15 protein-coding genes are annotated in these 13,917 nt (G+C 57.8%); 5 read left to right on the top strand and 10 right to left on the bottom strand.

Annotated elements, in window-relative coordinates:
* Positions 1–61 precede the first annotated feature (61 nt).
* The 7 genes from AB7E06_RS08100 to AB7E06_RS08070 form a co-directional block, all read right to left on the bottom strand.
* Complete coding sequence (locus AB7E06_RS08100) at positions 62–1,102, bottom strand: TRAP transporter substrate-binding protein (protein WP_094198018.1); 1,041 nt, start codon at positions 1,100–1,102, stop codon at positions 62–64.
* A gap of 51 nt (positions 1,103–1,153) precedes the next feature.
* Complete coding sequence (locus AB7E06_RS08095) at positions 1,154–2,101, bottom strand: NAD-dependent epimerase/dehydratase family protein (RefSeq protein ID WP_376912517.1); 948 nt, start codon at positions 2,099–2,101, stop codon at positions 1,154–1,156.
* A 3-nt stretch (positions 2,102–2,104) separates the two neighbouring features.
* Positions 2,105–2,935, bottom strand: coding sequence for a hydroxypyruvate isomerase family protein (locus AB7E06_RS08090; RefSeq protein WP_376912516.1), 831 nt, complete (start codon positions 2,933–2,935; stop codon positions 2,105–2,107).
* A 13-nt stretch (positions 2,936–2,948) separates the two neighbouring features.
* Complete coding sequence (locus AB7E06_RS08085; RefSeq protein WP_376912515.1) at positions 2,949–3,845, bottom strand: NAD(P)-dependent oxidoreductase; 897 nt, start codon at positions 3,843–3,845, stop codon at positions 2,949–2,951.
* A gap of 1 nt (position 3,846) precedes the next feature.
* Positions 3,847–5,559: a dihydroxy-acid dehydratase gene (gene ilvD, locus AB7E06_RS08080; protein ID WP_376912514.1), complete on the bottom strand. Its 1,713-nt coding sequence runs from the start codon at positions 5,557–5,559 to the stop codon at positions 3,847–3,849.
* A 36-nt stretch (positions 5,560–5,595) separates the two neighbouring features.
* Positions 5,596–6,288: a GntR family transcriptional regulator gene (locus tag AB7E06_RS08075; RefSeq protein ID WP_094198023.1), complete on the bottom strand. Its 693-nt coding sequence runs from the start codon at positions 6,286–6,288 to the stop codon at positions 5,596–5,598.
* Between the two features lie 170 nt (positions 6,289–6,458).
* Complete coding sequence (locus AB7E06_RS08070; protein ID WP_125277161.1) at positions 6,459–6,947, bottom strand: Lrp/AsnC family transcriptional regulator; 489 nt, start codon at positions 6,945–6,947, stop codon at positions 6,459–6,461.
* 114 nt (positions 6,948–7,061) lie between these two features.
* Here AB7E06_RS08070 and AB7E06_RS08065 point away from each other — a divergent pair, with 114 nt between their 5' ends.
* The 4 genes from AB7E06_RS08065 to AB7E06_RS08050 are packed head-to-tail and all read left to right on the top strand — an operon-like array spanning position 7,062 to position 9,415.
* Positions 7,062–7,241, top strand: coding sequence for a hypothetical protein (locus AB7E06_RS08065; protein ID WP_427956178.1), 180 nt, complete (start codon positions 7,062–7,064; stop codon positions 7,239–7,241).
* Positions 7,242–7,260: 19 nt separating this feature from the next.
* On the top strand, positions 7,261–8,133 hold the full coding sequence (kynA, locus tag AB7E06_RS08060) for a tryptophan 2,3-dioxygenase (protein WP_427956175.1): 873 nt from the start codon (positions 7,261–7,263) through the stop codon (positions 8,131–8,133).
* Positions 8,133–9,038: an alpha/beta hydrolase gene (locus tag AB7E06_RS08055; protein ID WP_376912513.1), complete on the top strand. Its 906-nt coding sequence runs from the start codon at positions 8,133–8,135 to the stop codon at positions 9,036–9,038. Before kynA ends, AB7E06_RS08055 begins: the two co-directional genes overlap by 1 nt.
* Positions 9,038–9,415, top strand: coding sequence for a RidA family protein (locus AB7E06_RS08050; protein ID WP_094198026.1), 378 nt, complete (start codon positions 9,038–9,040; stop codon positions 9,413–9,415). Before AB7E06_RS08055 ends, AB7E06_RS08050 begins: the two co-directional genes overlap by 1 nt.
* A 39-nt stretch (positions 9,416–9,454) precedes the next feature.
* Here AB7E06_RS08050 and AB7E06_RS08045 read toward each other — a convergent pair whose 3' ends face one another.
* Positions 9,455–10,420: a LysR family transcriptional regulator gene (locus tag AB7E06_RS08045; RefSeq protein WP_094198027.1), complete on the bottom strand. Its 966-nt coding sequence runs from the start codon at positions 10,418–10,420 to the stop codon at positions 9,455–9,457.
* Between the two features lie 64 nt (positions 10,421–10,484).
* Positions 10,485–11,306: a 3-methyl-2-oxobutanoate hydroxymethyltransferase gene (panB, locus tag AB7E06_RS08040; RefSeq protein WP_094198028.1), complete on the bottom strand. Its 822-nt coding sequence runs from the start codon at positions 11,304–11,306 to the stop codon at positions 10,485–10,487.
* Between the two features lie 344 nt (positions 11,307–11,650).
* Between panB and AB7E06_RS08035 the strand changes: the two genes are divergently transcribed.
* Positions 11,651–12,499, top strand: coding sequence for an aldo/keto reductase (locus AB7E06_RS08035; protein ID WP_376912512.1), 849 nt, complete (start codon positions 11,651–11,653; stop codon positions 12,497–12,499).
* Positions 12,500–12,501: 2 nt separating this feature from the next.
* Here the strand turns inward: AB7E06_RS08035 and AB7E06_RS08030 are convergent, their stop codons facing one another.
* Positions 12,502–13,917 carry an MFS transporter gene (locus AB7E06_RS08030; RefSeq protein ID WP_376912511.1) on the bottom strand — a complete coding sequence of 472 codons (1,416 nt, stop codon included), beginning with the start codon at positions 13,915–13,917 and terminating at the stop codon, positions 12,502–12,504.

Raw genomic sequence — 13,917 nt, 5'->3', positions numbered from 1 at the left:
AGCTCCGGGGCTGCTGGCGCACGCGGCGTCCAGCAGGTTCAAGACAGTCTGAATACGCTGATCACTGGCCGCTTTCCCGCGCTTTCAGATCGGCACGAAACTCGGCCAGCACGGCAGGCCCGTCTATGCCCTTGGCCTTTGCAGCAGCAAGCCAGGTTTGCTCGAACGAAGCTGTGCGCTCTTTGACGGCGGCAATCAGCTCTTTACTGGCTGGGTGAAACTGCACATGACTTGCCTGCAGGGTTTTCAGAGCGGCCACATCCGCATCACCCCAGGCCTTGCCCCCCATGCGCGCGATATGCTCACCCGAAAGCCCCATCACGATCTCGCGGTCTTTTTCAGACAAGCGATCAAAGGCACCCGGATTCATGATGATGCCGTGCAAATCGGCATAAAGACCGCCGGGAAAAACCGTCGCATGTTTGACGACGCTGTCCAGACGAAACGAAACAACCGATTCAGGCGGGAAAAGAACCCCATCCACCACGCCGGTGCTAAGCAGTTCATACGATTCGGAAGCAGGCTTTACCACCGCATTCACATTCAGCGCCTTGGACAGATCGGCCTGCATGCCACCGCCAATACGCAGCTTCAGGCCATCGAAGTCGGCAATGTTTTGTACCTGTTTTTCTGTGGTGTAAACACTGCCCGGGCCGTGACCATAAATGCCCAGCAACTTGATGCCGCGATGCTCTTTGGCATCTTGCAGATACTTGCTATAGATATCCCACGCTGCCAGCGAGGTGGACTCGGCGCTATTGCCCGAAAACGGCAGCATGGCAAATTTCATCAAATCGAAATTGCCGGGGTAATAGGAGTAGGAAATAAAGGCCAGATCAACCAGGCCATTGCGTACCGCATCCAGATGCCCAACCGGGTTAGTGGCCGCCTTGGTCAGGAAATTGATCTTGACGCGCCCTTCGGTGGCCTGCTCCACCTCTTTGGCCCAGGGCTTCATGAAATTAGCGACCAGAACATGTGTCTGCGGAATCCAGGCCGAAAAAGTCAGCTCCACCGGTTTGTCCGCTTTGGCGGGACCTGCCGCCACACCCAGGCTCGTTAAGGCAATACCCAACAGGCGAGAAATCCATCGGTTCTTCATGGGGAATCCTTTTTAGTGGTAGATCGTTATAGGTATAGTTAGCCAGGCCCTTCAGGAAACAAGAGCCTGTTCAAGCAAGGTTTTGACGTCGCCGTCATGCTGCATACCCAACTGCGTGGCGATTGCCGTTGTCAACGGTGGCCACTGGGCAAACTGCTGATCAAACTGAGGGTTGGACTGAAAACGCAAACCCGCATCGGCCCCCCGGCCATAGCGGGATTTGGCAGCCTGTACCAGGTCTGCAACTTGAAGACGCTGGGCGGGCAGATTCCACACTCGTCCCTGCGGCAAACGAGCCGTTTCGATGCTCGCCGTCGTCAAAAGATGTTGTACGCAGGTGGGCAAGGAAAGCAGCCATATCCACCCCTGCAGGCCGATGGGACACTCGTACGTGCTGCCAGCGGCAAGGGCGTGAATCAAGGAGCTGGCAAATGAAGACAACGCCGTTTCAGCCGTCATGGGCCTGGCAACCACGGTAGGCAAACGAACCGAGCGACCATCCAGAAAGCCCCGGCGGCTGTAATCGGCCAACAGCAACTCCACCATCCGCTTCTGCGTCCCGTAACTTAAGGTGGGTGCAACTGGGGTGTTGTCATCTACCTGCTGGGGCAGCGGCGTACCGAAGACGCCAATACTGCTGGCATACACCACGACAGGACACAGCTCTTGGTGTCGCAAGTGCTCAAACAAGCTCACCGTACCGGCGATATTGACGCGCAGGCCCAACGCAAAATGTGCTTCAGCCAGCCGACTGGTCACCGAGGCCAGATGGAAAACCGTATCGGGCGCTGGCGTCAAAGCGGCCTGCAGCACGGTTTCATCGGACAAGTCACCGCTTAAGCAGCGCAGGCCAGGCAGGTGGTGATAGCTTTGCTCTTCAAAAGCCAGATCCATCAGCGTCAGGCTTTGAATTTCTTTGGCTGCAAGACGTTTGGCTACCGCACGGGCAAGCGCTTGACCGATGTAGCCGTTGGCGCCAGTAATCAAGACATGCTTCATGGCTTATCTCCCGGCAGCCTGTGTACAAGCCGCATCACGGCGACGTGGTGCAGCCAGCACACCGCGATCTCGCAAGGGCTGACACCAGGCCAAACCTTCTGACGGCAACCCACGAGGCTGATACTCGCAGCCCAGCCAGCTGTCGTAAGCCAAGACGGGCAAGGCCGCCACGCCAGCCAGCAAATCATATTGTGCAAGATCCGGCTCGTAGCGCCCATCGGCACCCGCGATCTGCACATAGCCGATCCAGGGCGCACAGGCCGCCACGCTGGAACAGACGTCCAAACTTTCTTTGACGCAGTGGTAGTAATCAAATTGCAGGCGCAGGCGCGGGGAATTGAAATGCTGGAGCACCTCTATGACCTGTTCGGGCAAATAATAAAAATACCCGGCCATATCACTGCGATTGAGCGCTTCCAGCGTCAGGATCAAGTCATCCGCTTCAGCCAAGGCCAAAGCATGCTCCAGATTACTGATCAGTGCGGCCCGACCGTCTTCCTGCGCAAAGGGGCTGACATCACCCGCCATCACGTGGATACGACGGCACCCGGTCGCCTGTGCAACCGCACGGGCGCGATCAAAGGCTTCCTGGAACTGGGCCTGTGCGCCGGGAATGGCCGCCCAGCCCAACCTGCCCTGCCCCTCGCCTATAGGCGTGTTGATCAGCGTCAGCTCCAGCTGTGCGGCTTGCAGTCGCTGAGCGTACCAAGCCGGAGCGTAGTCGTAAGGCAGCAAAATCTCGACGCCCTGAAACCCATCGGCCGCCGCAGCCTCAAAGCGTTCGCTCCAGTCCAGATGCCGATACAACCAGCTGAGATTAGCGGATAGTTGCATGGGGCAGCCTGCCTTATGTGCTTATCTGGCGAAGAAAAGCGTCACGCTGCTCGGGCAGCACAACGCTGACCAAGGCAGACACCTCGGCCTGACCCAGCCCCATGGCGCTTGCCACGCGCAACATTTGCTGCACGCTGGCGGCAACCGGCATAGGCGCGCCGCTTTGTTGGGCATTGGCGATCAGGGTGTCGATATCCTTGAGCATGGTGGACAGCGCACCAATACTTTTTTCCTGGGCCTCTATCATGCGCGGGGCAAAGATCTGCAAGGGCTTGGAGTCCGCCCAACCACCCGCCAGCGCGGGCGCCAGCTTGTCCACATTGATGTTATTGCGCTGGGCAAAGCCAATGGCTTCAGCCAATGCCGCAATCGAAGTTGCCACGATGGCCTGATTGCACAGCTTGGTTGCCTGCCCGGTCCCGGAAGGCCCCATATGCGTGATATTGCCGGCGTAGGCGCACATGGCGGCCTCGGCTTCAGGCATATGGGTTTCGCTACCGCCCGTCATGATGGCCAGCGTACCGGCCTCCACGCCGGGAATACCGCCGGACACCGGGGCATCAATCCAGTCAGCGCCGCAGATCTCCGCCAAACGAGCGGCCAGCTTGCGTGTGGCCTCAGGGTCGATACTGGAGTGATCCACCAGCCATTTAAGGCCCGCTGCCTGAGCAATCCCGTCCGCGCCAAACACCACGGCCTCGGCGGCCTTGGCATCAAACAGGCATAGCAAGACACCGTCGGTGCTTTCAGCCGCTTCGCGTGGCGTACTTACAATCTGCGCACCGAGCGCCGCCAACGGCTCGGCCTTTTCCCTGGAACGGTTCCAGACTTTGACCTCGTGGCCCGCTTTCAGCAGGCGCTGCACCATAGCAGCACCCATCAACCCCAAACCGCAAAAACCGAGTTTCATCTTATACGTCCTCAAGCTGTTCTTGCGGCCACTGGGCAGCACCCGAATGGGTCACTGCCCCTTCATTGGTCGGCCCAACCAGACGTGCGTACTTCTCCAACGCACCCGCCAAACGATCTCGTACATAGGGTTTCCATTGCGCCCGGCGTACAGCCAGTTCTTCATCGGACACATGCAACTGCATGCTGCTTTGCGTAGCGTCGATGGTGATACGGTCACCGTCACGCACCAAGCCGATGTTCCCACCGGCTGCCGCTTCAGGGCTGGCATAGCCGATGCACATGCCGCGTGTCGCACCCGAGAAACGGCCATCGGTCAGCAGTGCCACTTTCTCGCCATTGCCATGGCCGTAAATGGCGGCGGTAACGCTTAGCATCTCGCGCATGCCGGGGCCGCCTTTGGGGCCTTCATTGCGAATGATCAGCACATCGCCAGTCTCGTAGGCCTGCCTGGACACTACGGCCATGCAATCTTCCTCGGTTTCAAAGACACGGGCGCGGCCTTCAAAAACCAGAGACTTCAAGCCAGCAATCTTCAGCAAGGCCCCATCCGGACACAGATTGCCCTTGAGTACAACCAGACCGCCTGACGCATGAATAGGCTGATCACTGCTACGCACGATACGACCATCAACATCGGGGAAGCTTTCCAAGGCCTCGGCCAAGGTTTCGCCGGTAATGGTCAAGGCATCGCCGTGCAGGTGGCCGCTCTTCAAGAGGGCCTTGAGCACGACGGGCACCCCACCGATCACGTCCAGATCGCGTGCCAGATAACGGCCACCGGGCTGCAAGTCGGCAATCAGCGGCGTGCGGTTGAACACCTCAGCCAGATCATCCATGGTGAAGCGGATACCTACTTCGTGTGCAATGGCGGGGATATGCAAGGCTACGTTTGTCGAGCCACCCGTCGCCGCCACAGCCGCCGCGGCATTTTCCAGGCTCTTGCGGGTAATGAGATCACGCGGCAAAGGACCACCGTTTTCCAGAATCTCCATCACGCGGCGACCGGCGCGGCGAGCCAGTGCGTGCCGCTGGCTGTAAACCGCTGGCGTGGTCGAGGAACCTAGGAAGGACATACCCAAAGCCTCTGCCACCATACCCATGGTGTTGGCGGTGAACTGGCCCGGACAGGAGCCCACGGTCATGGCACAGGTGCGCTCGATGCCGTGCAACTGCTCCAGGGAAATCGCCCCAGTCTGGTAGCGACCCACCCCTTCAATAGCAGTCAGCACGGTGTTTTCAGTGCCATCGGGCGAGTAGCCCGGCAACATGGAACCGCCATAAATGAACACCGAGGGAACGTTAAGCCGTGCCATAGCCATCAAGGTGCCGGGCAGCGTCTTGTCGCAACCACCCAAACCGACCAAAGCATCATAGGCGTGACCACGCACGGCTATTTCCATACTGTCGGCAATCATCTCGCGCGAGACCAGACTCATGCGCATGCCAGCGTGGTTCATGGAGGTGCCGTCAGACACGGAAATCGTGTTCATCATGACGGGCACGCCACCGCCCTGTGCAACCCCCAGACGCACACTGTCTGCCTGCGGGCCCAGCGATTTGGAACAGGGTGTGTTGTCTCCGGCGGTTCCGATGATGGCGACCATCGAGCGGTCCAGGTCATCATCATCCAGGCCCGTTGCACGCAGAAAGGCTCGGTGTGGGGTGCGGGTCACGCCCTCGGTCACTGCTTTTGATCTATGTTTTTTTAGCATGGTCTTTGGTGGGGGATGAGTAGTTGAAAGATCGATTCAATCAGGCAGATCCAAACGGTCAAATATCCAGGAGACATCTTCCTGAATGTATTGACGTGCCTGGGCGAAATTGCCGTTACGCAGTGCGATTACGGCGGACTCGTGCAATTGATCCGAGGAGTCCTCGTTGTGGAGTAATTCGCGGGTTTCGCGCAGATAAGCACCTGACTGCAGCCACAGGCTCTCGATCATGGCGAGCATGACGGGAGACTGGGCGGCGGCGTAAATCGTGAAATGAAAGATTCGATTTTTTTCCAGGCTGCTGGCTACGCCTTTGGGCGTACGGCGCTCTTGGGTGATTTCTTGCGCCAACTGTTCCAACTGATCCAGCACGGAGGAGGTCAGCAAGGGGCCGGCCCACTCGGTGACGGTGCCTTCGATCAGAACGCGCGCACGGCGAATATCGCTCAAGCAGGCTTTGGTGATCAGCGGAACACGCGTGGTGCCGTTGGGCAACGGCTCTAGCCCCTGTTGTGCGACCAGGCGGCGTAGTGCTTCACGCACGGGCATGGTGCTGGTGCCCAGCGCGTCGGCCAGGTATTGAATACCCAGCACTTGGCCGGCACGGTACTCCCCATGCATCAGCTTGTTTCGCAGGGCTTGATAGACCGCTTCGTTAACGGATTGCCGAACGATAGGTTGAAAAGCTTCGAGCGGAGCACTGGCGCTTGCAGCATCTGAATGTTTCATTAGATTCCGTCACAAAATGAGTTCGAGCAATGATTTGTGATTTTTGATCAATTCTACGGACGGACTTCTTTGACAATAAATCAGAGCTAACCCTTAGCCACCTAACTCATCATGGGCAACGCGGCAGAACGTATGATCGCGTCGCATATCAAGGTTTACAGCGTAGTGAATCAGGGTGCAGGCTTGACCATTACCGGGATTGGCAGCTCGTTAAGCCCCTTGAACTCCTGCAAGGAAAAGCTGGTTTGCGCTTGCCGGACACCCGGCAAACGGTGCAGTTTCCGTTGCAACAACTCCGAATAGCTGTCCAGGTCCTTGGCCACCACCATGAGCAAAAAGTCGGCCGGGCCTGCAATGCCATGACACATCACTACCTCCGAAATATCGCGTACCGCTTCTACAAACTGCACCGAACGCGCTTCGTTCTGAAAGTCCACACTGATGCTGACGAAGGCCACCACACCGTAGCCCAGGCCGCGACGATCCAGCCGGGCGTGGTAGCCTGAAATAAGTCCGGCTTCTTCCATGCGACGGATCCGGCGCCAGCAAGGCGACTGCGATATACCCACTTTTTGCGCCAGCTCGCTTGTGGTGAGCCTGGCGTTTCGTTGCAGCTCGGCCAGTAAACTGCAATCCACCTCATCCAAATCTATTTGCATAAAAAAACCTGTTTTTAAAGTTTTCTAGAAAAAATTATGCTTCTATAAAAAACAGCTTGGCGCAAGACCCTTAAATCCCTAAGATCAACGCATAAATTTAAGTGGGATTAAATAATGAAACCACAGACAACATTCAGCTTTACCCCTGTGCCCGCCTGCTCGGGTGACTGCATCGCGCCACTGATGGAAACCTTCGGGCAAGAGGCATGGCACACTCCCCTTGGCGCGCAACGCGACTTTGGTTTTCCAGCGACCCACGCGACCTGTTCCATTGGTCGCATAGGTCATGATTAATGTACCGGGAACAGAACAAATGAATGCTTCCAAGGCATCGGCTGACAAGGGAGTCAGCGAGACAGAGCGCATTGTTTCGGAAGAAAAAGCGCAGTTGGATTTCAGCCAATCCATGAGCTATGGCGACTACCTGCACCTGGACGAGGTGCTGGGCGCTCAGCATCCGCTCTCGCCTGCCCACGACGAAATGCTGTTCATCATCCAGCACCAGACCAGTGAGCTCTGGATGAAACTGATGCTGCACGAACTGAACGCGGCCACTGAATCGGTCGCTGCTGACCGATACGCCGACAGCTTCAAGATGCTGGCGCGTGTCTCGCGCATCATGGAACAACTGGTCAGCGCCTGGACGGTGCTCTCGACCATGACCCCGCCGGAATACACTGCCATGCGGCCTTATCTGGCCAGCTCCAGCGGTTTTCAAAGCGCGCAATATCGCTGTATTGAGTTTGCTTTGGGCAACAAGAATGCCGCTATGCTCAAGCCACATGCACACCGCCCTGAGCTGCTCCGCCAGGTTGAGGCCGCTTACCGTGCCCCCTCGCTGTACGATGAGTCGCTGCGTCTGTTGGCCCGCCAGGGTTTTGACATTCCCGCAGACTATCTGGAGCGTGACTGGACGCAGCCCTACGTGGCCAGCCCCGAAGTCGAAGCTGCCTGGTTGCAGGTTTACCGTGACCCACATGCACACTGGGACCTGTACCAGCTGGGTGAGAAACTGACCGACATTGAGGACGCCTTCCGTCTTTGGCGTTTCCGCCATGTCACGACGGTTGAACGCGTCATCGGCTTCAAGCGCGGCACGGGTGGCACAGGCGGCGTCAGCTACTTGCGCAAGATGCTGGACGTGGTGCTGTTCCCTGAAATCTGGACAGTTCGGACCGCGCTGTAATGCCAGCTTCACACGACTTACTCTCCGCGCAGGAGCGCGAGCGCGAATACTCGCCCAGCTCCTGTATAGGCGGAAACTACGCGCCTTACATTGAGGACTACGCCACGCTTAGCGCAGCGGCCTTGCAAAGCGGATCACGTCATACCGAGCTGACCTATGGCAGTGCCGCCGCGCATAAGCTCGACCTCTTTTTGCCTGAGCCGCGCGACTCGGAATCCCTCCCACCGCTGCTGCTATTTATTCACGGCGGCTACTGGCAAGAGCTCTCCAAGGCGTCCTCTCTGTTCTCGGCCCCGGATTGCACCAACACGGGTATCGCCTTTGCGGCCATCGATTACACCTTGGCACCGCAAGCCTCTGTCCATGACATGGTGCTGGAATGCCGCCAGGCACTGCGCTGGCTGTATGAGCACGGTAAAGAGCTGGGTTTTGATCCACAACGTATTGTCGTTTCCGGCAGTTCTGCCGGTGCGCATCTGGCAGCCATGTGCTGCCTGCGCGGATGGAAAGACGACCCTGATTTGCCTGTCGGCGCACCTGCAGCCGCGGTGCTGGTATCGGGCATTTACGATCTACAGCCCCTGATTGGCACCAGCATCAATGAGGCACTGTCTCTGGACGTGGACAGTGCACGGGCGATTAGCCCTCAACTGCTTGATCTGAACGGATTTCCTCCCACCATCATTAGCTGGGGAGAAATCGAAACCTCGGCGTTCAAACGCCAGAGTCAGGCTTTTGCCGACGCGCTGAACGCACTGGGCGCCCAATATCTGCCCCCCATCGAAATGCCCGCACGCAACCACTTCGATGTCATTGTTGACCAGGCTCGCCCCAACACCCGTTTGGGCGATGCAACGCAGGCGCTCTTTGCGTCTTTGCCGGTCATCTCTACTCGGAGCAAGTGATGAAACAAGTTGTCGACGTCGGGCTTCCTCCCCTCAAGCAAGCGTTCTCCTGGGCTGTCAAAGCCAAAGGGGAAATGCTGTTCATGGTAGCCGGGCCTGTGCGGCCGGACGGCAGCATCGATACGGGAAGCATCGAGCAACAGGCTCGCCTGACCTTTGCCAATATGCAACGGGCCACTCAAGCAGCGGGAGCTAGCCTGGAAAACGTCACCCAAGTGCTGATTTACATGACTGATATCGCCGATATGGACGTCATCGACAAGGTCTACAGGGAGTCTTTCTCCGCGCCCTTTCCCAACCGAGCCAGCGTGGGCGTGGCCGCTTTAGTGGAGCCGGGCATGAAGCTGGAGGTTGTGGCTTACGCCATGATTCCTTGAGGCTGACAAAGGTGGGACGCCGCAGCAGCCCCCACCTGTTTACAGCGAGTCAAACGGATCCTGCGTGCTGGGCAAGCCCGTATCATCTCCCAGTACAAAGCGCGGGATGAACTGCAGCACATACTGTCGCATGGCCTCGACCAGACGCTGTGCATCGGGACGTAGTTCGCGTGATCGCAGCGACACCACGCCGACCATATAAGGCACGTGGATATCAATGGGGCGCAACACCACATTCGGCAGTGGCAGGCCGTGGGCAGTGAAGGGGTCGATCAAGGACACGCCTACCCCTTGGCTGGCCAGAACCAGCCCTTCCAAAGACGATGCAACCTCGATATGACGAATATCTTCCGGTGCTTCCGGACTGGCGCGCAACAGAGCGGTTGCCAGGGTATGACGCAGGCGATGGCGGTTCTGAATGGAAATCAGGGGCGTGCCTTGAATATCACTCAAACGCACCAGTTCGTGCTCGGACAGGGGATGATCCAATGCCATACCCAACAGACACGGACTTTGTCCTGACCAGTGCAAGGTGCAACCATCAATATCGAGCGGCAAACTGGTAACAGCCAGATCTGCCCGCCCTTCGTCGATGGCTTGCACCACCTCTTCCGGCTTTACCGTATCAATAATCAGCTTTTGCTTGAAGGCGGGATCGTGATGCTCCATGATGCCCAGCGCTTGGGGCAGCAACCCAATAGCCAGCGCATGAGTGGCCACGATACGCAGGGGCCGCAGGCCGCCACGGGCGATTTCCAGAGCGCGACTTTGCAGCACCTCCAGATTCATCAGCACCGGCCTGGCTTCCAGATAAAACTCGCGCCCTTGATCGGTCAGGGTGACCTGCGGACGGGTACGAGTAAAAAGCCTGAAGCCCAGTTCCTGCTCCAGCTCCTGAATCTGGCGGCTGACCACAGGCTGCGAGCGGTCCAGCAACCGGCCGGCAGCGGTCACACTGCCTGCGGACATCACAGCTGCAAAAGCTTCTAATTGGCGAATTTCCATGTCGGTCTATGTGAATGCCGCATTTATCAACATGAAATATTCTAATGCGGAATAGTTAGCCGGACTAGCGTTTCACGCCGAAACACTGCTCCAACGTGGGGAAAGAACCATCACGCACCTCCGCCGCGTACTGCGCTGCCGCTTGCGAGATCAAGGCACCCACATCCGCGTAAGGTTTGGCAAATTTGGGAATCTTGCCGTTAGTCAGGCCCAGGATATCTTCAGTTACCAACACCTGGCCATCACACGCAGGCGAGGCACCGATACCGATCGTAGGAATGGCGATGGTTTCGGTAATCCGGCGGCCCACACTTTCCGCCACCCCTTCCAGCACCACACCCCAGGCACCGGCCTGAGCATGTGCGACGGCATCGTCCAACACGCGCTGGGCGGCAGCATCGGTCATGCCTTGAGCCTTGTAGCCACCCATAGTGTTGACGTACTGAGGCATCAAACCCACGTGGGCCAACACAGGCACGCCGCGCTCGACCAGAAAGCGGGTCGTTTCAGCCATGGCTTGACCGCCTTCCATCTTCACTGCCTGGGCACCACTGGCCGCGAGCATACGCGATGCGTTGGCAAATGCCTGCTGGGGTGATTCCTGATAGCTGCCAAAGGGCATATCCACGACAATACAAGCGTGCTTAGTAGCACGCACCACGGCCGCAGCATGGGCAGCCAACATATCCACCGTAATGCTCAGGGTGTCAGGCATGGCATACCCTACCATCGCGGTCGAATCGCCCACCAGGATCATATCCATGTGCTCGTCCAGCATTCGTGCGATAGGCGCGATATAGGCTGTTAACGACGCAATTTTTTGTTTGCCCTTATAGGCGGTCAGAGCGGGAACGCTAATGCGAACCTGCGTGGTATGTACGCTCATACTTACTCCAGCTGGAACCCCATAGGACAACGCTTATATGGGATTATGAATGATGCAGATTGCAACATCTTAATAAAAAATCCAGTCGACGCCTCTATAATCGCCGCAGGACAAAAAACAATAAGCCAATTTCCTGCCTACGTACAAGCTTCACGTGTCCATCCCGTGTGGATTCAGGTCCCTTTAAGGACTTTTGCCTTGACACCGCCTGTACTCTAGGACCTGTTAACACGATGTAAGGAGATTGCGTTAACAGGCCCTAGGCCCCGATCGTTCCCCATGCGCGGTGGTTTCATCAGCCAGACCCTGGCTGTTTTGCCGTGCACTCTACCGAGGAGAGACTTATGTCGACTACCCCCCCAACAATCACCTTCCACGACGATAACCGCGCGCCACAACTGGGCCTGGGTGTCTGGCAGGTGCCTGCCGAGCAAACGGCCGATGTGGTGTGCAGTGGCATCGAGGTAGGCTACCGCCTGATCGACACTGCTGCCATCTACGGCAACGAGGCCGAAATCGGTCAAGGGATTCGTCAGTCCAAGGTGCCACGCGAGGAGCTGTTTGTGACCACCAAGCTGTGGAATGACATGCATGGCCACGACAACACCCGTGCAGGCTTTGAAGAAAGCATGGACAAACTGCAGCTCGAATATGTGGATCTGTACCTGATTCACTGGCCTGTGCCCAAGAACCGCCAGTACATCCAGACCTGGGAAACACTGATCAATCTGCGCAATGAAGGCCGCGTCAAATCCATTGGTGTGTGCAACTTCCTGCCCCAGCACCTGCAAACCTTGCTGGACAAGACCGGCGTGTTGCCTGTGCTCAATCAGATTGAGCTGCACCCCGGCTTTCAGCAGGCAGAGTCTCGCCACTACCATGAAGACCACGCTATCCAGACGCAAGCCTGGAGCCCACTGGGACTGGGTACGCTGTGGGACAATCCGGTACTGAACAAGATTGCCAAGGAACATGGCCGCTCTGTGGCGCAAGTCATGCTGCGCTGGCAGATTCAACTGGGCAATATGGTGATTACCAAGTCCACCTCCCCCGAACGCCAGCGCGACAATATGGACATTTTCAGCTTCGAGCTCAGCGAGCAGGACATGGCAGACATTGCCGGTCTGGACCAGGCCGAAGGTCGTCTTGGCCCGGATCCAGAATTGTTCCGCTTGCCCAAAAGCACCGTCTAAGGCTAAGCCTTGGGGCGCACCCGTCTTGCAGGCCCGGACAGAAAGGCGGCAAGAAGAGGCGCCAGAGCAAACAGCCACAGCAGAGCCTGCGCTGACTGGCGCGCGCCCTGCACCCCACCGGGGTCTGCAAAGCCCGAGGCCGTGGTGATGATCCCGGCCAATGCAGCCCCCAAGGCCATCGTAAACAGCTGCAAGGTCGTAATGGCAGCCGAGGCAATATTCTCCTGGCCCTTGGGCGCGGAATGAAAGACCCGTGTCAGCAGGTGCGGCCAGGCCAGACCAATCCCTATTCCAACGCCCAGTAAGGACAGGTACAAGGCCCAGGAATAATCCCTGCCTTCGCTCAAACCCTCCCACGGGATAAACACGCCCAGGGCAGCCAGCGACAAGCCCGAGAGCACAGGCCCGGCAATAATCAATCTGTCCCCGGTTTTCAGCCCACGGCTGGAACTGGCAATCGAACCCAAGGTCCAGCCACCGGACATCAAGGCAGTCAGGTAGCCGGCTTTCAGCGGGCTCATGTGATGGATGATCTGCAAGAAATACGGAATGAAGATTTCCGTTGCCACCGCCACACTGACCAAGCCAATACCAGCGTACAAACTACCCAAGGCGGTGTTGATGGAATAGGTGCCCTGCGGAAACAGGCGGCTGGTGGACTTGCTGTCGGCACGCGCCATCAGATACACCAGCATCGCGCCACCCACGACACCGGCCAGATTGATCATCCACGACGTGGACAGGCTACCTGCCGACATGACCAGTACCGAGGCGGTCAACAACAAGACCTTGCCCAAGGTCGAACCGGATTGACGCGTTTCAGGGGCACGCGCATCACGCAACTGGGTCCAGACCAGAATCGCCAGCAAAGCGGCACACGGCAGGACACTCCAGAAGGCCAGACGCCATTGGCCCATCTGGGCAAACACCCCGCCAATCGCCGGTCCCGACAAGGTCGCCACGCCCCACATGCTGGACACCAGGGCCATCACGCGCGGCCAAAGCCGCTCTTCAAACACCAACCGGATCGAGGAGTAGCTCAGACCCAATAACAAGCCGCCCCCCAATCCTTGAATCGTGCGGGCAAAAAGCAGGAAAGGCATGGAAGGCGCTGCCGCGCACAAGGTCGTGCCAATCGCAAAGAACAGCAGCGACACCAGAAAGCTGTGTCGCAGGCCCCATTTTTCCAGGACTTGTGGTGACAGGGCCGAGCCCAGAATGGATGCCACCACAAAGAGCGTGGTATTCCACGCGTAGTACTCCAGCCCGCCTATATCCTCCACTACGGAAGGCAGAATCGTGGTCGCCACGTACACATTGATCGCGTGAACAGCCACGCCTCCGGCCAAGGCCAGCGAACGCAAGCCATTACGGCCAGACAACAACTCAGACCAAGATGCTTCTTGGGTATTCGCCAT

Origin of the sequence: Alcaligenes sp., from assembly GCF_050255915.1 — a bacterium.
Classification (GTDB): domain Bacteria; phylum Pseudomonadota; class Gammaproteobacteria; order Burkholderiales; family Burkholderiaceae_B; genus Alcaligenes; species Alcaligenes aquatilis.
This window is presented reverse-complemented; position numbering and strand designations above follow the sequence as displayed.